This window comes from Clostridium sp. MSJ-8 (assembly GCF_018918325.1).
In the GTDB taxonomy this organism is placed as follows: Bacteria; Bacillota; Clostridia; order Clostridiales; family Clostridiaceae; genus Clostridium.
This window is the reverse complement of record NZ_JAHLQH010000012.1, coordinates 24,215-43,972: the sequence shown is the minus strand read 5'-3', so window position 1 is coordinate 43,972 and position 19,758 is coordinate 24,215. Positions and strand designations below refer to the sequence as shown.

Below are 19,758 nucleotides of genomic sequence, written 5' to 3'. Positions count from 1 at the left end.
GGACAAAGTGACTTGTGGTGCCACCCATCTTCATGTAAAAATGTATAGCAAAACATATATAAACAAAAAAATTCCATCCTAATAAAGGACGAAATATAAAATTCGTTATGCCACCTAAATACATATCTCTATCAGGTACAATATAATACCCTATCCTTATAACGGTGGAACTCCGTGTACCCCTACTATAATTCAAGATACCATCTCTGAGACCCATTCAATAATGACTACAATACTCGTTTCGCACCAACCCGAGCTCTCTGGAATTAAACTTCACTATCTACTATCTCTCTTCATCGACTTTTAATTTATGAATACATATTAACATATATACATAATATATGTCAATATGTATTTTTTTATTAAATATCTATTTATTTATTTCTTCTTCTCTTAAACTCTTAACAACTTCAATGTCTAATCCTGTTTTTACTGAAATAGTTTTATCATCAAGTATATCTAATAAACTTTTTGCCATTTTAATAATTCCTTGCTGCATACCTTGCTCTATTCCTTGTTGTAGCCCTTGTTGTAGCCCTTGTTGTAATCCCTTTTCAATACCTTTTCTTTCTGCTTCATTTAATGCACTAACTTTATCCTTTAATATCTTAGCTCTCATTTCATATATTTCACGTTGTTCTTTGTTATTGCTTATTCTTATAAGTTCATCTTTAGCTTCTCTTATCTCTTCAATGCTCATTTCAAGTTTTCTTACCGTTTCACTTTCAGGATTCTTTAAAAATTCTGTCCAAGCTATTAATAAATCTTTTTCATCACTATTTTCTGAAAGCTTTGGAACTTCAATAAAATGAATCTCCATTATATTGGTAAGCTCTGTATTATCATATATTTCCTTAAATCGATATCCTGTATGAAACTTATCAGTTTTTAGATATTTAAAATTTAAAATGTTAATACAAACTGTTCTTGTTAATTTCGAATACTCTTCACTTTCTCCAAGTTGTTCTTCATACATTTTACTAAGATAATAAAGACTTCTTTGAATCATATTATATTCATTTCTAAGTTGAATTTCTATATTTATAATTTCATCATTATTAGTAGTTGCTCTTATATCCAGTCTTGAATATTTATCTCCTATAAATTGTTTTTCTAAATCTGTTCCCTTTATTTCAACTGATGTAATTTTATTAGTTGGTTTAAGTGTTGCATTTAAAAATGATATTAAAATTCTTGGATGCTTTGGTGAACCAAATATATTTTTAAAAACAAAATCTACTTTTGGATCTAATAATCCTTTAGTCATCTTTAGCACTCCTCTCAATATAACTTTCTACTAATAATTATACATTATTAACTTTTTTACTTAAAATATTTTTCGACTAATTTTATAATGAAATTGAACTAAATAATACAGAACAATAGGTTATTAAAACTAATGCTATTATATTTCTATATTAATATTTTTTTCTCCACAATGATGGACTACATAATATAAGCATAGGATATATTTCCAACCTTCCAGCTAACATACAAAAAGATAATACACATTTACTCAAATGGGAAAAGGCTGAAAAGTTCCCTGCTGGTCCTACTATTTCAAAGCCTGGTCCAACATTACTAATTGCAGTAACAACAGAACTCAATGTAGTTGTAAAGTCAAAACCATCAAGTGCAACTATAAACATACCTATAAGCGCTATTACTGCATATGCACCTAAAAATAAAAACACTCCAGATATAGTATCTTCTTCTGCAACTTTTCCTTCTATCTTAACACTCTTAACTCTTCTTGGATGTAATATCTTATCTATTTCTCTCTTTATGGCTTTTAAAACTATAACTATTCTTATAGTCTTTATTCCTCCAGCTGTTGATCCTGCCATTCCACCAGCTATCATAATCAAAAATAAAATCATCTTGCTAAATGTAGGCCATATATTATAATCAACAGTTGCATATCCCGTTGTACTAATTATAGAACTAACTTGGAAAGTTGCATCTCTTACTGATTTTGAGATATTGCCATGATTTAAATTCAATATATTTATACTTATAAATATAACTGAAGCAAGAATAATCAAAAGATAAGCTTTAAGCTCTTCTGATTTTAATACAGACTTTAGGTTACCCTTTATAAGTTGAAAATATAACGTAAAATTAACACCAAATATAATCATAAATATAGCTATAACCCATTCAATGGCTGGACTATTAAACCCTGCTATACTATTATTCATATTAGAAAAACCACCAGTACCAGCTGTGCCTAAAGCATGTAAAAACGCATCATAAGGTGACATTCCTAAAAACATTAGGACAATTGCTTCTATAATAGTCAAAACAAGATATATAAGATATAGAATTTTTGCTGTATCTTTTATCTTTGGAACAATTTTACCTGGTGATGGCCCAGGACTCTCAGCTCTTAATAAATGAATTGTATTGTTAGAACCAAGATTAGGTATTAATGATAGCACGAATATAAGTACTCCCATTCCCCCTATCCAGTGAGTAAAACTTCTCCAAAACATTATCCCTCTAGGAAGTCCTTCTACAAAGGTCATGATTGTAGCACCTGTAGTTGTAAAACCTGATACAGTTTCAAAGAAAGCATCTATAAAATCAGGAATTACTCCACTTAATACAAATGGTATAGCTCCTACTATTGATATAAATATCCATGATAACCCTACTGTTAGGAAGCCTTCCTTGGCATAAAAATCAGGCTTGCCTGGTTCAATTCTACATAGAAGGTAGGTAATTGGAGCTATCATTATTATAGTAAGTGCAAAACTCATTGTATCTCCATCTCTATATATAAATGATATTATTAGAGGTATGAACATAAGAATTAGTTCATATTTTATTACATTCCCTAATAGTTTTAACACAACCTTAAAATTCATTTCTATTCCTCTCTTTCAAGAAATATATCATTAAGATATAATGGTTTAGCTCCACTATTAACAACAACCACTCTATCTTGTTCTTTTATAAACGTATCTCCAGTTGGAATTATTACTTCTTTATCTCTAACAATAATCGCTACTATACAACCATCTATAAAATCAATATTCTTGAAACACTTACCTAGATTATAAGTATTCTTATCTGCTATAAATTCTATTGCTTCTGCTTTATTATTACATATTCTATATATATTCTCTATTGCTGATTCTCTACTACCTTTTATACTTCTTACATATTTTATTATTTTATTTGCCGTAACTATTTTAGGGCTTATAGTAGAATTAATTCCTATGGTTTTCGCAATATCCGTATAGTTATCTCTAGTTATTTTAGTTATTATATTAGGTACATTTAACTTGTATGCAAATAAAGATGCAATCAAATTATCTTCATCTCTATCTGTTAATGTAATAAATGTATCGGCTGCCGACAAGTTCTCTGATAATAATAAATCTTCATCCATACCATCTCCACTTATTATTACAGAATTAGGTAATAATTCAGTTAATTCTTGGCATTTTTCATATTTTCTCTCTATTATCTTACAATTAACACCTATATCACTTATTATCTTGGCTAGATAATAACTTATCTTACCTCCGCCTATTATCATAGCTGTTTTAATCTTTTTCTTATATTTCCCCAAAGATTTGAAGAAATTAACAATATCTCTATGGGCACCTATAACATATATTCTATCTTCCATACAGAATATAGTATCACCATTAGGTATGATAAATTCATCTTCTCTTTCAACACCACATATTAAAAGATTTCCTCTAATAGACTCTATCTCACTTACTTTTTTACCAACTAAGCTATCTATTCTTGATACATCTATTCCAACCAAATTAACTCTTCTATTGGCGAAATCATCAACACTACCTATAGATGGATATTTTATTAATTTTGATATTTCAATTGCAGCAGCTTTTTCAGGATTTATAACCAAATCTATTCCTATAGATTCTGTTAATAATGTTATATCCTCATCATATCCAGGGTCTCTAACTCTAGCTATTGTATACTTACAACCTAGCTTTTTTGCTGCTAGAGAAGTAAGCATATTCAATTCGTCACTATCAGTAACTGCTATTAGTAAATCAGCATCTTCTATACCAGCTTCTTGTAGAACCTTTAAGCTTGTGCAGTTTCCCTTGATACACATTATATCTAGCTTATCATTGATACGATTTAAGGCATCTGCCTTTTTATCTATAACAGTAACATTATCCTCCTCTAACGAAAGATACTTTGCTATAGTACATCCTACTTTTCCTACTCCAACTATAATTATATTCATTAGTATATCTCCCTTTTAGTTAAAATTGAAAAGTGCAAAAGTGTATTTATATTATTTTAAGCATAAAACACTTTTGTTTAACCATTATGACAGGTTCTAAAACTTATTTGATATCCTCTGTCATGGCACTATTTTTATTTTTCTGCTTTAATTATCATACTTTTTAAAACATCAAAAAAGCAACTATTCCCATTATATTTTATTTATAAAAACTATACAATAGTTAAACAGGTAAATGAAAAAGTTTAAAAATCATCTACATTAATAAAACTGTTTATTTCTCAATATATCTGCAATTTGCTAAAAAAACAAAATTACTATAAAACATAACATCTATATTCTAGCACTACATTAAAATTTTAACAATACTGTTATTTTCTATATAACAACTAAAGGTATCTAGTAATTCTAGATACCTTTACTTACTTATAGTTATTTCTTAACAAATGACTTGCAATCTGTACATTCTGGAACAGTAGGGTTAGCTTCATGAGTTCCTACTAATATATTCTCTAAAGTACAATAATTTTGATTATCTGCATTATACTTGCACTCTTTAACTGTACAACCTATACTCTTGTTAATATTCATAAAACATCAACCTCCTTAAATATTACACTACTAGTATGCCTCATATTTAAGAAATTATTTATGTTTTTTAAATTAGTTTTTTACCACATTCTGGGCAAAACTTTGCACCATTAGTCTTAGTTCCACATTCTGGGCAGAATTTAGGTCCAGCACCTTGAGTATTACTTTGTGTATTATTTTGTGTATTTGAAACATTAGTTTGATTTTGTGTTTGTTGCATATTATTTACCATTTGTTGTGCCATAGCCATTCCCATTTGAATACTAGCCATATCTGCTGCAACACCACCGCCATTTACTTTTCCAGATGCCATTCCATCTGTCATACTAATTGTTTGGTATTTACTCACATCACCAACCATATTTTGAGATGCTACTTTATTTACCATAGCTTGAACTTCTTCAGGATATGAAAAACTACCTATATTAAAGTTAGTTATTTGTATACCTATTTTATTCATTTCCATATCCAAGTCTTCACATATACCTCTAGAAATATCAAAAGAATTTGCTTGTAAGTTAAACATATCCTTACCTTCTCTTGTTATCCACTTCATAAGTAATTGATCTAGCATAGATGTTACTCTTTCTTTTACATCATTTATAGAATATATCTGTTTAATTCCTGCTATCTTGTCTATAAAAGCCATATAATCCAAGAGTCTACAATTAAATGTTCCAAGTGCTCTTATTGGCATTCCACCTGGAAGTTGTGGATGTGGAATATTAATAGCTTGTTTAGTCCCCCACTTAACTGTAAATTCCTTTGTATTAACAAATAAAACTTCCGCTCTCATTCCACTATTAAATCCAAACTTAAAACCTTTAAGAGTAGATAAAAATGGTATGATCTGTGATTCTATATCATAATCTCCATCCTCTTTAAAAATACCTTCTACTTTACCATTAAACATAAATATAGCATCTTGTCCTGGTCTAATTATTAATCTAGATCCTTTTTTTATTTCTCTATTACTCCATTTCCAGAACATAAGATCTTCTCTATATTCTTCCCATTCTACTACATTTGCAAATTGTTTTGAAAATAGTCCCATAAAATACCTTCCTTTTCACTAATCATTTTTATTTATAAATTCGTTAAAACTCGAATCATTATCTATTCTATTATTAAGATCATCTAATGCCTCAGTCTCAAGCACAAGTCTATTTGCTTTTTCTAGTACATCATTTATACTCTTAGGATCTACACTTGAATCAACCTTAGAAATTCTACCACGTAATATCTCTATATCCAATGATAGTTTCTTCTCCATCTGAATTATTTTTGCCATTTTATCTTTATTTATATTATATATTTCTTGCAATCTTATATATTCATTTTCTAATTTTTCTTTTTTAGAAGTAAATATATTTACATCAGAAACGTTACCACTATCTCTAGCTTTATCAATATATTTATCATACTTTTGATTTTCTTCCTCTATCTCATCTAGATTTTTCTTAATTCTATTGATTTCTGCTTCTATAGCATTGCCTTCTGCTTTAATTGCCTTTAAATCTTTTTCAAAATCACTAAGATATTTATCTATATCTTTTATTGATTCATTCTCCTTACTTCCAAAAGCTTTTACATTTAACTTCATAATCTCAGAAAATTTTTTTAGAATATTCATTTATATTTATCTCCTAAGTCATATTGCATATTAGTAATTTTACTATATTTACATTTATTTGTCATCATAACAATAAACTTTTATACAGCTTATACAAATTATCGAATTATTTTTTGTGATTACTTATTTTTTTCAGTTAATTAATATCAAATTATTGATTTAAGTAAATTATCTATAATAGAATTTAGTATTTCTTATAATAAAAAAGTAAAGACCTCATTAAAAATGCTATACTGTCCGAACTTTAGTGAATTTATAGCATTTAGAGATCTTTACTCTTTTTTATTACATTAGTAAATGCTTAATTATATTCTATTATTTACTTAAACATATAATATCGATACTAATTACTGAAAATCATAATACTTATTAAACAAATAACATTGTATTTTTCTTTTTATTATAAATTCTTCTAGAATTCAGAAAAATCTAATGTTGCAAAATAATCTTCTGGTGTTTCAGCTCTTCTTATCATTTTAACTGTTCCATCTTCTTTTAATAATAATTCAGCAGATTTTAACTTACCATTATAGTTATATCCCATTGCAAACCCATGAGCTCCTGTATCATGAATTACTAGATAATCTCCAATATCTATCTTAGGTAACATTCTATCTATAGCAAATTTATCATTGTTCTCACATAATGATCCTGTTATATCATATTTATGATCACATGGTTCATTTTCCTTACCTAATACTGTAATATGGTGATATGCTCCATACATAGCAGGTCTCATTAAGTTAACTGCACATGCATCTACACCTATATATTCCTTATAAGTATGCTTCTCATGTATAGCTTTAGTAACTAAATGTCCATAAGGAGCAAGCATAAATCTACCAAGTTCTGTAAATATAGATATATTATCCATTCCTGCTGGAACTAATACTTCTTCATATACCTTTCTAACACCTTCTCCAATAACCATTATGTCATTAGGTTCTTTATCTGGAGTATATGGAATTCCTACACCACCTGATAAGTTTATAAATGTTATATTAGCACCTGTTTCTTCTTTTAGTTCTACTGCTAATTCAAAAAGTATTTTAGCTAAAGTTGGATAATATTCATTTGAAACTGTATTACTTGCTAAGAATGAATGAATACCAAATTCTTCTACTCCTAATTCTTTTAATCTCTTAAACGCTTCTGTCATTTGAGCTCTAGTTAATCCATACTTAGCATCTCCTGGATTATCCATTATATCTGTTCCCAATTCAAAAACTCCACCTGGATTAAATCTACAACATATTCTCTTAGGTATACCTGCACTTTCCTTTAAGAAATCTATATGAGTAATATCATCTAAGTTAATAGTAGCATCTAATTCTCTTGCATACTTAAATTCCATAGCTGGAGTATCGTTAGATGAGAACATTATATCTCTTCCCTTAAATCCACATTTTGATGACATTAATAATTCAGTATATGATGAACAGTCAACTCCACATCCTTCTTCTTGAAGTATTTTTAATATATATGGATTTGGTGTTGCCTTTACTGCAAAATATTCTTTAAATCCTTTATTCCAAGAAAAAGCCTTGTATAGCTTTCTTGCATTTTCCCTAATTCCTTTTTCATCATAAATATGAAATGGTGTTGGATATTCCTTTACAATTTCTTCAATTTGTTCCTTAGTTACAAATGGTTTTTTTTGCATTTTAATAAGCCCCCTTGTTTATTTTTATCAAACTGATTTTATTAGCCAATGCTTCCTTAAATACTTGAACTAAATTATTATTATTAGAATATAAACATGTTGAATTATTAGCGTCTTCTATCTCTCCTGTTAAAACATATTCTGAATCTACTATTAATCTAACATGCTCACAATCAATATCAGTGTTGTATACCTTAGCTCCATCAATATTGTAATTATTATTAGTAATAATTACTACTTTAATGCCTGCTAATATAAGTTTTTCTAGAGTTTCTCTAAAATATTCTATTCTATCACTACTTAAAGATAAATATACTCTCTCTCTTGCTTCTAATAACATATTATTAAGTTTATCCATAATATGTTTCTCACCTTTTATGGTGATATATCCTTGAGATTCTTTTCTTTTATGTGGAATAGTCTTTACAAGCTTATTTTTCATCTCTTCTAGAAATCTTATCTTATTACTACAAATTTCCTCAATAGGTACTGGAGTATAATAAACAGAATTCTCTTCTATAATATAAGCTGCACCCTTCTCTACTAATCCCGCTAATGCATTATATGCATTTGATCTAGATATTCCTGTTAACTTCGACGCTTCATATCCATTAAGCTTCCCCTCTGAGCACAACGTTACATATACAGTTGCTTCTTGTCTAGTAAGACCAAAATTCATCAATTCTTCTATGTTATCCATAAGGTTCCTCCATAAAGTGTTCCTATCTAGGAATACTATAATACAAATTTATCGAAAAGTCAACCGAATTGATAACAATTTTCAATTATTATTTTAATTTTGTTCCTTCTGGACTTTGCTCAATAAGACCAGCTTTCATAAGCCCTCCTAATGCTATCTTAAAATAATTCTTAGAAGTCTTAAATTGTTCACGAATTATTTCTGGTGATGATTTATCATTATATATCATATAACCACCATTAGACTTAAGGTAATCTAATATTTTCTCTTGAAGTTCATCTCTCTCTTCGAATCTAGTTTTTCTAGGAGTAACACCTATAACACCATCTTCATATAATCTCTTCACTCTAACCTTTAGCTTATCTCCTGGATATATATCTTCATAATGTTCATTACCTAATATTATTCCTTGATATAATCCATCAATAGCAACCCTTATTGTCTTATCTCCACCTCTTCCATAGGCAATAGCATACACTTCATCATTAACATTATAGTTTTCTCCTATATCTATATAAGAATCAACATAAGTCGTAGCTGCTAATCTTCCTGTTTTATCAACATAAGCATATAACAGATAACTCTTACCTTTTACTAACTTAAATTTCTGTTCTTTTAGTGGAATAAAAATATCTCTCTCAAGTCCCATATCTGCAAATGCTCCAAAATCACTAGTTCCTACTATCTTAAGATAAGCAACCTCGCCCACTTGTATATAAGGTTTCTTAAGGGTTGCTATAAGTCTATCCTTACTATCCTTATAGATAAAAGCTTCAACCATCTCTCCTACTTCTATACTATTACCGTTTAAAGAACCTTTTGGTAATAATACTGCATTCTTCTCTTCATCTTCTAAATAATATCCAAAATCTACTTGTCTATCTACTTTTAACTCATTATATTCGCCTAAATATATCATCTGTTATCCCTACTTTCTTTAACTATCTTCCTATTTTATCATTACAGCTTATTATTGTCATTATTTTAATTAGTTAAGTAATATACTTTATAGAATTAATACATTATGAGGACAATAGTATGCAAAAATCAAAATCTTGTTCATATAAATTTTTCTATGGAATTCCTCATGCTCATACCATATATTCTACTGGGCGTGGCACTCCAATAAACGCATATGAATATGCACTTAACAAAGGTTTAGATTTTTTAATAATTACAGACCATAATTCATGTCTTAATAAAAATATTGATATAAACAATAAAACTTTATCTAAATGGAGCTCTTCAAAATACATGTGTGATAAATTCAATCGAAAAAACGATAATTTTCTATCCATGATTGGTTTTGAAACCAAATCTTCCTATGGTGATATGAACATAATTAATCCTAATACTTTTTTTAAAGGTACTATAACTGATTTAAGATTAATAATTCTATGGATGCTTAATAACCCTAATTCTATTATAACCTTAAATCATCCTCATAAAAATATACTCAAATTAAAATATAATGAAATGCTAAATAAAATAATTACTTCTATAGAAGTAGGAAATGGTTCTTATCTTGAAAAATACACAAGACATGATATCTATTATTATAAGCTTCTAGATATGGGATGGAAATTAGGTGCTATAAATGGTCAAGATAATCATAGAATCAACTTCGGTGATTATGATAATCTAACAGCAGTAGTAACAAAAGAATTAAATAAGCAGAGTTTAATAAATGCCTTTAGAAATAGAACAACTTATTCTACAGAATCTAGAACTTTAAAGTTTTTCTTTACTATTAATAAATTTATGATGGGAAATGAAATTGAAAGAAATGATAAATTAAACTTTAATATATTTGCTGAAGATTCAATAAATAAAATAAAGGATATAGAAATTGTCACAAATAATAACAAGATAATAAAAGAAATATCAAACATAAACTTACATTCTGTTAAATATATGTATGAACATAAACCTTCTGATAATGAAACATGGTATATAATAAGAATACGTCAAAACAATAATAGGCTAGCTATATCTTCACCTATATTTTTAAACAATTCAATCTTAGTTTAAAAAATATTTATATGCTTAAAATCAATACTCTTGTAATAAATATTGATTTTAAGCATTCATAATAAACATTTATTTTTTGTTTTTGTTAGCGTTCTTCACTCTATTAGGTTTAGCCTTAGGCTTAATAACAATCTTCTTTTCTTTCTTTGGTCCACCTGTCTGCTGTATATCAAAAAACCATGAAAATAAATATATTGCTATCAAGCTCATTATAGATGTATAAATTCTACCGCAATCTCTAAATATATAATCTAAAACTATAATAACAATAGATGCTGCAAGAGGAATATATTTATTTATTCTTATCTTATCAAATACATAAGTTTTTAAAGCAGCTATTCCAAGTACAACTAAAACAATCATTAAAATAAAATATAAAATTGTAAATAATATATGCAACCTTTCTCACTCCATTCAATTTGTATAATAAAACATTTTAACATAAATTCTATTAGATTAACACATATAATTATTATATACTTTTTTTTAAATAGATATTTTATTATTTTTTCTTTTAATTTACATATTTTTTTGATAAAATAAAAAATAAATAAATATGTTTTTAAGAAGGTGATAAATATGTCTTTAATTTTATCAAACCAATTAGATGATCTAGATCTTCAGATATTAGACTTATTGATAAAAGATTGTAGAACTCCTTATCTAGAAATTGCTAGAGTATGCCATGTTAGTGGTGGAACTATTCATGTTCGTATGAAAAAAATGGAGGATCTGGGAATTATAAAAGGTTCAAAAATATTATTAGATTTAAATAAATTAGGTTATGATGTATGTTGCTTCGTCGGATTATATGTTGATAAAACATCCTCTTTCAATGCTGTTTATGAAGAAATCAAAAAAATTCCTGAAGTAGTAGAACTACATTTAGTTACAGGTAATTATTCAATGTTTGCAAAGGTAATCTCTCAGAACATCATAGACTTACAACACATTCTACTAGATAAAATAAACAACATAACTGGTATTCAGAGAACTGATACATTCATATCCTTATCTCAACCAATAGATAGAAATATTACTTTAGAATAAAACGTATACATTTGTTTGTTTCGTGGCATACTATTACTGCAAATGATTATTAGGAAGTGATAGTATTATGAAAGTATTAGACTCAATAGCTTTAGCACTTGTAGTAATCGGAGCTATTAACTGGGGACTTATTGGATTCTTTGAATTCAACCTAGTATCTGCATTATTTGGTTCTATGAGTATTTTAAGCAGAATTATTTATGCTCTAGTAGGTCTTAGTGGCCTATACTGTATTTCGTTCTATGCGAAATCAAGATACAATCAATCTAACTAATAACTATTTTTTATGCGAGCTTAACTCATAATTATATTTAGTTAAGCTTGCATTCATTTTGCAATCTTAAGATATAATTAAGGTTTTCTGTAGACTTTTTTTAATCATTTTTTTTTACAATATGTAATATACTTAATAACAGAAGGGTGATTTTTTTATGATGGGGTTTAATTTTTTGTTTTTACATATTATTATATATAGTTTTATAGGTTGGACTTTTGAAGTTATATATGCCTATAAGAACCAACATAAGTTTATTAACAGAGGTTTCTTGAAAGGTCCCATATGTCCTATATATGGTTTTTGTACAATAACTATTATATTTTTATTGAAACCTATTAGTTCTAATATATTATTACTATTTCTTTCTTCAACAATAATAATATCTCTTATTGAATATATAACTTCTTTTGTTTTGGAGAAACTTTTTAACAGAAGATATTGGGACTATACTGAAGACCCACTTAACATAAACGGTAGAATATGTTTACACTTTTCACTATTTTGGGGTTTACTTGCAGTAGCTGCTATAAAGATAGTACATCCAACTATAGTTAAATTTATTTCATTAGTTCCACCTATTTATATTCAATATTCTATTAATATACTTTGGACTATTGTCATTTTAGATATTGCATATACATTATTCAATTTACTAAAATCACAAAATGTATTTGATAAAATTTCATTATTTAAAAACTTGAATATATAACTCTAGTAAGAAACATATTAAAATATAATAGCATTAGTTCAGTAATTCTTACTTTTAAAAAATTATCTAATATATTTTTTGATTACTTATTTTTTCAGTTAATTAATATCAAATTATTGATTTAAGTAAAATAATATTATTATAATGGAAAATCCAATGTTATTTGATAATGCTAATATTATGATTTTCTTTATTTGTATCAATATTATTGCTTTGAATAAATTATTGATAATTAAAATATAATAGCATTAGTTACAGTAACCGATTGTTCCAAATTATTTCTACTAATCTATAATTCTTCATGGTTATATTATTCTATATCTACCTATAATTCTAACCTTAACAATAATGGTTACTTCCACTAAGCTTATTATATTTTAATTATTTAAGCGTTATGTTGATTTTTAGTGTATCTATATTATTATAAGCATCTTAAGTCTTCAGTAATTCTTACTTAAAAAAAATTATCCAATATATTTTTTGATTACTTATCTTTTCAGTTAATTAATATCAAATTATTGATTTAAGTAAATTATCTATAATAGAATTTAGTATTTCTTATAATAAAAAAGTAAAGATCCCGTTAAAAATACTATACTGTCTGAGCTTTAGCGAGTTTATAGTATTTAGGGATCTTTACTCTTTTTTATTATATTAGTAAATACTTAATGATATTATATTATTTACTTAGAACATATAATTTTGATATTAATTATTGTGAAACATAAGTTATTTAACAATAATACCTTAATTTTTTTATAGTTAGAAATACTTAATGAAATTATGCTATTTATGAAAACATATAATATTGATATTAATTATTGTAAAATATAAGTTATCTAACTTGTATTACTCGTTATCCTTTTATTTCTTCAAATAATTCTACAGCTGCTCTCTTTGGTCCTTCTTTTTCTTGACCACTTACACCTAAACATGTTTTTATCTGTCCTACTTTTACATTACCGTTATCAAACATAGCTGCAAAATATTTATCTATTAGTTCAGTAGTTTCTTTCTTCTTCTGAACTGGTCCAAAAGGATTTGCAAAAAATGATTCAACTAGTCCTTTTTCTGTTGTAGTTCCCTTGGCCATTCTTGCACCTGCCATAAATACCTTCTTAGCATCTTCTGCATTCTTAAAGTATTCAAGAGCACTACCTCCTTCTTCTACCCCTGTATAATTATTTGCATAGAAGAAATAATCTACCTTATATCCTTTTACTATTTCTTTATAAGGTGTAATAGGCATTACAAGTCTTGCATTAATTTTATCTGGATTCATAAATATACTTCTATCTATTTCTTTAAATGCATATCCTTGATCTAAATCATCTAATCTTACAAATGCACCTATCTCTGTTCCATAACCTATTATTTCATTATCAATAAGTTTAAATGTACCCATATCGTCAAATAATGTAGTCATGTCTGATATATAATCTTCACTTAATGCTCTAAATGCTTCTAAACTTTCAGATTTTCCTGCTCCACTATCTCCCATAATTACAACATTGGCAGTTTCTCCATTTTTTAATACTATATTAACCATAGCACCATGAATAGGTAAATAACCCTTCTTAATCATCCTTATATTGTGTAGAGTTAACGACATCTTCTTAATATATCCAAAATAATCTACCTTCTCAGAATGATTTATATATCCTAACATAATATCATTTTTCTCATCATCATAGAATACAGTTTTTAACTCATCACCATCATCACTTGCTCCATGAACAAATATTATATCTGGTTTTCTTCCTCTACATTCATCCTTTCTAGCCATTTCAAAAAGATTACATAATGTTATTCCATGTTCCATATAATCTCTATGGAAATATATATATGCAAGTGATTCTCCTATCTTTGCTGGATAACAGAACCAATGATCTTTGTTAATATTACTATACTTAAGTGGATTATAATCTACTTCATTAAATATTCCATCTCTAGTATTTCTCTTAGGATATGTTATAAATGGAGTTTCTAACAATATAGAATCTATAAAAGGAATATCTTCTAATATTTCATATCCATTAGGTATAGGCCATACAAGTTTATTAATCATAATACTAGCATTACCACCTGCAGGTATTTGTCTAAATACTTTAGGTTGAACTCCTAATACACTTTTTTCTATCTTTCTATATAATTTAAGTACTAAGGCTGAAAAATTATCATTAGCTTCAGTAAAACTCATAGCTGCTAATCCACCTTCAACAGTACCTCCATGTATTAATGTGTATCTTTCCATCCTTCTCCAAAATGAGTATAACTCTTCAACTATTCCTATAAACTCATCTTTATTTGTCAATAATTCTTGATATCTATTGTTATTATAAATAACCTCTTCTGCTGACATTACTGTTAAATATTTAAATACTCTAGTTAAATCAGTTCTTATACTTGCAATATCTTCTGTATTTAAGCTCTTTTTCAAATGTCTAAATGATGCCTTTTGTTTTTTCTGTGCCTTTTTTAGATACACATCTAGAACTCTTCTAAATCCTTCACTTTCTAGTAATGCTTCTGCTGTTTTACAATACTTTGTGGTGAAATTAATTATAACCTTGTCATTACTCATTGAAAATTCTTTTTTCATTAATTTGCTATTGCTACATATCTATAGCAATAGACTTCACCTCCTCTATGCAATTTCTAAACCTCTAAAAATTCATTTATCGTTGTTTTTCACTTCAACTTCTTTATTATACCATCAAAAATGCAATTTTCAAAATTTTATTTTGCATTTTGCATTAAAAATCAATTTATATATGAATATTTAAAGTATTTATGTAATAAACAAATAATATACATATTAATTTTTGAAAGGATATATTAAAATAATGAAAAAAATATTAGCATTTGTATTATTATTCTTTGCTATATTTACTATTAGTTGTAATAAAGAACCATATGTAGAAAACAACCTAATTGTTCATTACATAAATGTAGGTCAAGGTGATTCCACCCTTATTCAATTTAACGGTAAAAATCTACTTATAGATGCAGGAACTCGTGAAAATGTATCTAATCTTATAAAATATATTGATTCGTATAATATACACTCTTTCGACTATGTTATAGCTACTCATCCACACGATGATCATATAGGTGGTATGGCTCAAGTAATTAATAAATATTCCATAGATAATTTCTATATGCCACAAGTAAATTATTCTGGCAAAATATATGAAGATATGATAGATGCATTAAAATTAAAAAATATAAAAATCAAAACAATAAATCCTTCTACTCCATCCATTAACCTCGGAAAAGATATATCCTTTTCTGTATTTTCTCCTAACAATAAGATATATGAAAATACTAATAATTATTCGCCAATTATAAAAATTCAATATAAAAAAATTTCATTTTTATTTACAGGTGATGCAGAAACTGAAGTTGAAGAAGAGGTACTAAGTAGAAATTATAACCTTAATTCAGATGTTATAAAAATAGGTCACCATGGATCTAATACTTCTACTAGTGTGAATTTTTTACAAAAAGTTAATCCATCTATTGCTATTATATCTGTTGGAAAAGATAATGAATATTCTCATCCAAATAAAGAAATACTAGATTTACTATCAAAATACAAAATAACATATTTTCGTACTGATATAGATGATACAATAATTCTATATTCAGATGGATATAAAATATATAAAAGAAATTAAAAAAAAGATCACTTAAAATTAAATTTCAGGTGATCTTCTTTGCTATTCGTCCTTATTATCATTATCATTAGAATTAGATGTTTCTACTATTTCAGGTGTAATGTATTTCTTCCAACTATTAAGTATATGATATAAATTAACTACATCTTGTTCATTATATAATAAAATCTTCTCTATCTTCTCCTTCGGCATCCTCATTATATATGTATCATCCTTTAATACTTTATGAAAAGTCTTAGCCAAATTAGAACCACTTATAACTTCCCCTTCTCTAAAGATTTCAAATTTTTTCTCTAAATTCTTTAGTCCTATAGAAGATCCCATATACCTTTCATATTCTTTCTGCACATCTATAGCATCATATTCTTCATCAAAGTTATATTCTATGCTATATTTTTTAAATAAATAGTTAATTACAGTAAAGTCATTATTCCCCGAAAAAGTAACTATTGCTTTCTTATTATTATTTTTCATATCAATGAAATATCTATGTGCTAAATGTAGGATATCAATAACTTCATACTTATTCTCTATCATATATTGTGTTACTTCTAAGGATTTTTTCTCCTTACTATATACACATGCACCAAATACTCCTATACATTTAGGTTTTTTATATACATAATGCTCTAAATCAAAGAATATCATTTCATCTGCACTATACTTAACGTCATCACTTTCTATTCTATAATCTAGAGAAATATCTTCTACTTTCATGGTGTTTTCTCTAATTATCACCTTATCACTCTTTTCCGCATATTTTATAGCTTAGCTTTTTTTATTATACCATTATAATAAGAAATTGAAAATGTGATTAAGTATATAAAATTTAATCTTTAATACTAGTTATATTATGAATACAATTGACTTTTAGCTATAATAATGATAACATATTGCTATTGATTATCAATAAGAGGTGATATTGTTATGCACTTATCTGATTTAAAAAAAGGTGAATCAGGAATAATCCAATCTGTGTCTGGCAACCCTAAATTGTCAAAGAGATTATCTGCACTAGGTTGTATTCAAGGAACTGAAGTTACTATAAAAGAAATAGCGCCTCTAGGTGACCCTCTAATAATATATTTTAGAGGATTTAATCTAGCTATAAGGAAAAAGGATGCTAAGAATATAAGTATTACTATTTAAAAGGGAGAAATATATGAAAACTGTTGCTTTGTTAGGTAACCCAAATGTCGGTAAAACAACACTATTTAATGCCCTAACTGGTTCAAAACAATATGTTGGTAATTGGCCTGGAGTTACTGTTGATAAAAAAGAAGGTTATTTCGATAACATTAAGCTTGTAGACCTTCCTGGAATATATGCTATGGATACTTTTTCTAATGAAGAGAAGGTTGCAAAAAATTACTTAAAACAAGATGATGTTGATATTATACTTAACATTGTTGATGGTACTAATTTAGAGAGAAACCTATATCTAACCACTCAATTAAAAGAATTCAACAAGCCTATTATACTAGCTATAAATATGGTAGATATAGCTGAAAAAAAAGGCGTAATTATTGATTACACTACTCTAGAAAATATATTAGATGTAAAAGTAGTTCCAATATCAGCTTCTAGAAAAATAGGCATACAAGAATTAAAATCTTCATTAAAAGGAGATATTCCTATACATAAAGATAATTCTAAATTTAGCTTTGCAAGTGAAAAAGCCGCTTATGATTTTATAAATTCTACATTAAATCAATGCATCAAATATGTAAATAAGAATTCTCAATCTACTTCTGATAAGATAGATAAAATTCTTCTTAACCCATATCTAGCTTATCCTATATTCATATTAATGATGTTTCTAACATTTCAATTTACTTTTTCATGGGTAGGACAACCTCTATCAGATTTATTAAGCAATTTAGTTGATTCGCATCTTATTCCATTTTTGAATTCAATTATGGCAAATTCTTCTGATTGGTTTAGATCGTTAATTGTTGATGGTATTGTATCTGGAGTTTTCGGAGTTTTAGTATTACTACCAGTTATTTTATCATTATTTGTATGTATAACAATCCTTGAAGATAGTGGATATATGGCAAGAGTTGCTTTTTTAATGGATAAACTTATGAGAAAAATAGGATTATCAGGCAAAGCATTTATTCCATTAATAGTAGGTTTTGGATGTTCAGTACCTGCAATAATGACTTCAAAAACACTAGAAAGTGAAAAAGATAGAAAGTTAACAGCTCTTATTATACCCCTGATGTCATGTAATGCTAGGCTACCAGTTTATACAATATTTGCTTCTGTATTCTTCAAGAAGCATCAAATGTTAGTTGTTGCATCACTATATCTATTAGGTATAATTCTAGCTTTCATAATAGGTATTATATTTAAAAATACGTTATTTAAGCAAGATGAAGAACCTTTTATAATTGAACTACCTGAATATAAAATACCTTCTTTTAATTCTATATGTAGACAATTATATGATAAAGGAAAAGATTTTGTTAAGAAGGCTGGAACACTTATCTTTGCTATGAGTGTTGTTATTTGGTTCTTATCTAACTTCAGCATACATGGTTTAGTTGATAATATAAATGATAGTATACTTGCAAAAATAGGTTCATTTATAGCACCTATATTTAAGCCTGTAGGCTTTGGTAACTGGCAATCTTCAGTAGCATTATTATCAGGATTATTAGCAAAAGAAAGTATAGTAGCATCATTAAAGGTTATCTTTGCTGGTAATTTCACAAATACATTATTAACATTCTTTACCCCTTTATCAGCTTATGCATTTTTAGGATTTATACTAACTTATACTCCTTGTGTATCTGTTATTGGGGTTATGAAGAGAGAGTACGGAACTAAAATGACTATCTTCTCTGTTGTATATCAATTAATTCTAGCATGGATAGTTGCATTCTTGATATACAATATAGGCGGTTTATTAATATAACTTGAGGTGAATTATATGGAAATAATAATCACTATACTTATAGTAATATTAGCATTGTTTATTATAATAAAAAATATACGCTCATCTGCAAAAGGCCACTGTGATCATTGCGATCATAGTGGTAATTGCAATAAATGTAATATAAAAATAAAATGAACATAGCACATTATTTCATAGATTTATACACTGCCATAGCATTGGTATAACCTTTATTGCTCTCCACCTGCATAGCAGGTGGTTTAATGTTTCACTTCGTTTCAACAC

General features: G+C 27.3%; 20 protein-coding genes and 1 other annotated feature. Of the genes, 8 read left to right on the top strand and 12 right to left on the bottom strand.

What is annotated here, in order from left to right; genetic code table 11:
- Positions 1-81: 81 nt before the first annotated feature.
- Positions 82-306 (bottom strand) — a binding site (T-box leader).
- A gap of 64 nt (positions 307-370) precedes the next feature.
- The 9 genes from KQI77_RS01550 to KQI77_RS01510 all read right to left on the bottom strand — a co-directional run bounded on the left by KQI77_RS01550 (position 371) and on the right by KQI77_RS01510 (position 9,743).
- On the bottom strand, positions 371-1,267 hold the full coding sequence (locus KQI77_RS01550; protein WP_216387611.1) for an Rpn family recombination-promoting nuclease/putative transposase: 897 nt from the start codon (positions 1,265-1,267) through the stop codon (positions 371-373).
- A 151-nt stretch (positions 1,268-1,418) separates the two neighbouring features.
- On the bottom strand, positions 1,419-2,870 hold the full coding sequence (locus KQI77_RS01545; RefSeq protein WP_216387609.1) for a TrkH family potassium uptake protein: 1,452 nt from the start codon (positions 2,868-2,870) through the stop codon (positions 1,419-1,421).
- 2 nt (positions 2,871-2,872) lie between these two features.
- Positions 2,873-4,237 (bottom strand): Trk system potassium transporter TrkA, encoded by a 1,365-nt coding sequence (gene trkA, locus KQI77_RS01540; RefSeq protein ID WP_216387608.1) that lies wholly within the window; start codon positions 4,235-4,237, stop codon positions 2,873-2,875.
- A 432-nt stretch (positions 4,238-4,669) separates the two neighbouring features.
- The gene (locus KQI77_RS01535) at positions 4,670-4,828 is read right to left on the bottom strand and encodes a DUF1540 domain-containing protein (protein ID WP_216387607.1); all 159 of its coding nucleotides are present in this window, start codon (positions 4,826-4,828) and stop codon (positions 4,670-4,672) included.
- Positions 4,829-4,895: 67 nt separating this feature from the next.
- Positions 4,896-5,882, bottom strand: a complete 987-nt coding sequence (locus tag KQI77_RS01530) for an SPFH domain-containing protein (protein WP_216387605.1) — start codon at positions 5,880-5,882, stop codon at positions 4,896-4,898.
- Positions 5,883-5,900: 18 nt separating this feature from the next.
- The gene (locus tag KQI77_RS01525; protein ID WP_216387603.1) at positions 5,901-6,461 is read right to left on the bottom strand and encodes a hypothetical protein; all 561 of its coding nucleotides are present in this window, start codon (positions 6,459-6,461) and stop codon (positions 5,901-5,903) included.
- Positions 6,462-6,873: 412 nt separating this feature from the next.
- Positions 6,874-8,124 carry a diaminopimelate decarboxylase gene (locus tag KQI77_RS01520; protein ID WP_216387601.1) on the bottom strand — a complete coding sequence of 417 codons (1,251 nt, stop codon included), beginning with the start codon at positions 8,122-8,124 and terminating at the stop codon, positions 6,874-6,876.
- 1 nt (position 8,125) lies between these two features.
- Positions 8,126-8,824, bottom strand: coding sequence for a TrmB family transcriptional regulator (locus KQI77_RS01515; protein ID WP_216387600.1), 699 nt, complete (start codon positions 8,822-8,824; stop codon positions 8,126-8,128).
- Positions 8,825-8,912: 88 nt separating this feature from the next.
- The gene (locus KQI77_RS01510) at positions 8,913-9,743 is read right to left on the bottom strand and encodes a S1 RNA-binding domain-containing protein (RefSeq protein WP_216387598.1); all 831 of its coding nucleotides are present in this window, start codon (positions 9,741-9,743) and stop codon (positions 8,913-8,915) included.
- Positions 9,744-9,862: 119 nt separating this feature from the next.
- Between KQI77_RS01510 and KQI77_RS01505 the strand changes: the two genes are divergently transcribed.
- On the top strand, positions 9,863-10,855 hold the full coding sequence (locus KQI77_RS01505) for a CehA/McbA family metallohydrolase (RefSeq protein ID WP_216387596.1): 993 nt from the start codon (positions 9,863-9,865) through the stop codon (positions 10,853-10,855).
- Positions 10,856-10,924: 69 nt separating this feature from the next.
- Here the strand turns inward: KQI77_RS01505 and KQI77_RS01500 are convergent, their stop codons facing one another.
- Positions 10,925-11,254: a hypothetical protein gene (locus KQI77_RS01500; RefSeq protein WP_216387595.1), complete on the bottom strand. Its 330-nt coding sequence runs from the start codon at positions 11,252-11,254 to the stop codon at positions 10,925-10,927.
- 180 nt (positions 11,255-11,434) lie between these two features.
- Between KQI77_RS01500 and KQI77_RS01495 the strand changes: the two genes are divergently transcribed.
- The 3 genes from KQI77_RS01495 to KQI77_RS01485 all read left to right on the top strand — a co-directional run bounded on the left by KQI77_RS01495 (position 11,435) and on the right by KQI77_RS01485 (position 12,891).
- Positions 11,435-11,905 carry an Lrp/AsnC ligand binding domain-containing protein gene (locus KQI77_RS01495; protein WP_216387593.1) on the top strand — a complete coding sequence of 157 codons (471 nt, stop codon included), beginning with the start codon at positions 11,435-11,437 and terminating at the stop codon, positions 11,903-11,905.
- A 67-nt stretch (positions 11,906-11,972) separates the two neighbouring features.
- Positions 11,973-12,179, top strand: coding sequence for a DUF378 domain-containing protein (locus tag KQI77_RS01490; protein WP_216387591.1), 207 nt, complete (start codon positions 11,973-11,975; stop codon positions 12,177-12,179).
- 157 nt (positions 12,180-12,336) lie between these two features.
- A complete protein-coding gene (locus KQI77_RS01485; RefSeq protein WP_216387589.1) occupies positions 12,337-12,891 on the top strand; it encodes a putative ABC transporter permease in 555 nt (184 codons plus the stop codon).
- Positions 12,892-13,747: 856 nt separating this feature from the next.
- Here the strand turns inward: KQI77_RS01485 and KQI77_RS01480 are convergent.
- Positions 13,748-15,493, bottom strand: coding sequence for a phosphoenolpyruvate carboxykinase (locus tag KQI77_RS01480; RefSeq protein ID WP_216387588.1), 1,746 nt, complete (start codon positions 15,491-15,493; stop codon positions 13,748-13,750).
- 235 nt (positions 15,494-15,728) lie between these two features.
- Between KQI77_RS01480 and KQI77_RS01475 the strand changes: the two genes are divergently transcribed.
- Positions 15,729-16,571 (top strand): ComEC/Rec2 family competence protein, encoded by an 843-nt coding sequence (locus KQI77_RS01475; protein WP_216387840.1) that lies wholly within the window; start codon positions 15,729-15,731, stop codon positions 16,569-16,571.
- Positions 16,572-16,613: 42 nt separating this feature from the next.
- Here the strand turns inward: KQI77_RS01475 and KQI77_RS01470 are convergent, their stop codons facing one another.
- Complete coding sequence (locus KQI77_RS01470) at positions 16,614-17,309, bottom strand: ribonuclease H-like domain-containing protein (protein WP_216387586.1); 696 nt, start codon at positions 17,307-17,309, stop codon at positions 16,614-16,616.
- 189 nt (positions 17,310-17,498) lie between these two features.
- On the opposite strand from KQI77_RS01470, the gene KQI77_RS01465 reads away from it, so the two are divergent.
- Genes KQI77_RS01465 through KQI77_RS01455 form a run of 3 tightly spaced genes read left to right on the top strand, consistent with a single transcriptional unit; the run spans position 17,499 to position 19,650 of the window.
- Positions 17,499-17,720, top strand: coding sequence for a ferrous iron transport protein A (locus KQI77_RS01465; RefSeq protein ID WP_216387584.1), 222 nt, complete (start codon positions 17,499-17,501; stop codon positions 17,718-17,720).
- 13 nt (positions 17,721-17,733) lie between these two features.
- Complete coding sequence (gene feoB, locus KQI77_RS01460; protein ID WP_216387583.1) at positions 17,734-19,494, top strand: ferrous iron transport protein B; 1,761 nt, start codon at positions 17,734-17,736, stop codon at positions 19,492-19,494.
- Positions 19,495-19,509: 15 nt separating this feature from the next.
- Complete coding sequence (locus tag KQI77_RS01455; protein ID WP_216387581.1) at positions 19,510-19,650, top strand: FeoB-associated Cys-rich membrane protein; 141 nt, start codon at positions 19,510-19,512, stop codon at positions 19,648-19,650.
- The last annotated feature ends 108 nt before the right edge of the window (positions 19,651-19,758 follow it).

Coding starts and splice junctions, on each gene's coding strand:
- KQI77_RS01550 (WP_216387611.1), bottom strand. CDS start 1,267: ATGACTAAAGGATTATTAGATCCAAAAGTAGATTTTGTTTTTAAAAAT.
- KQI77_RS01545 (WP_216387609.1), bottom strand. CDS start 2,870: ATGAATTTTAAGGTTGTGTTAAAACTATTAGGGAATGTAATAAAATAT.
- trkA (WP_216387608.1), bottom strand. CDS start 4,237: ATGAATATAATTATAGTTGGAGTAGGAAAAGTAGGATGTACTATAGCA.
- KQI77_RS01535 (WP_216387607.1), bottom strand. CDS start 4,828: ATGAATATTAACAAGAGTATAGGTTGTACAGTTAAAGAGTGCAAGTAT.
- KQI77_RS01530 (WP_216387605.1), bottom strand. CDS start 5,882: ATGGGACTATTTTCAAAACAATTTGCAAATGTAGTAGAATGGGAAGAA.
- KQI77_RS01525 (WP_216387603.1), bottom strand. CDS start 6,461: ATGAATATTCTAAAAAAATTTTCTGAGATTATGAAGTTAAATGTAAAA.
- KQI77_RS01520 (WP_216387601.1), bottom strand. CDS start 8,124: ATGCAAAAAAAACCATTTGTAACTAAGGAACAAATTGAAGAAATTGTA.
- KQI77_RS01515 (WP_216387600.1), bottom strand. CDS start 8,824: ATGGATAACATAGAAGAATTGATGAATTTTGGTCTTACTAGACAAGAA.
- KQI77_RS01510 (WP_216387598.1), bottom strand. CDS start 9,743: ATGATATATTTAGGCGAATATAATGAGTTAAAAGTAGATAGACAAGTA.
- KQI77_RS01505 (WP_216387596.1), top strand. CDS start 9,863: ATGCAAAAATCAAAATCTTGTTCATATAAATTTTTCTATGGAATTCCT.
- KQI77_RS01495 (WP_216387593.1), top strand. CDS start 11,435: ATGTCTTTAATTTTATCAAACCAATTAGATGATCTAGATCTTCAGATA.
- KQI77_RS01490 (WP_216387591.1), top strand. CDS start 11,973: ATGAAAGTATTAGACTCAATAGCTTTAGCACTTGTAGTAATCGGAGCT.
- KQI77_RS01485 (WP_216387589.1), top strand. CDS start 12,337: ATGATGGGGTTTAATTTTTTGTTTTTACATATTATTATATATAGTTTT.
- KQI77_RS01480 (WP_216387588.1), bottom strand. CDS start 15,493: ATGAAAAAAGAATTTTCAATGAGTAATGACAAGGTTATAATTAATTTC.
- KQI77_RS01465 (WP_216387584.1), top strand. CDS start 17,499: ATGCACTTATCTGATTTAAAAAAAGGTGAATCAGGAATAATCCAATCT.
- feoB (WP_216387583.1), top strand. CDS start 17,734: ATGAAAACTGTTGCTTTGTTAGGTAACCCAAATGTCGGTAAAACAACA.
- KQI77_RS01455 (WP_216387581.1), top strand. CDS start 19,510: ATGGAAATAATAATCACTATACTTATAGTAATATTAGCATTGTTTATT.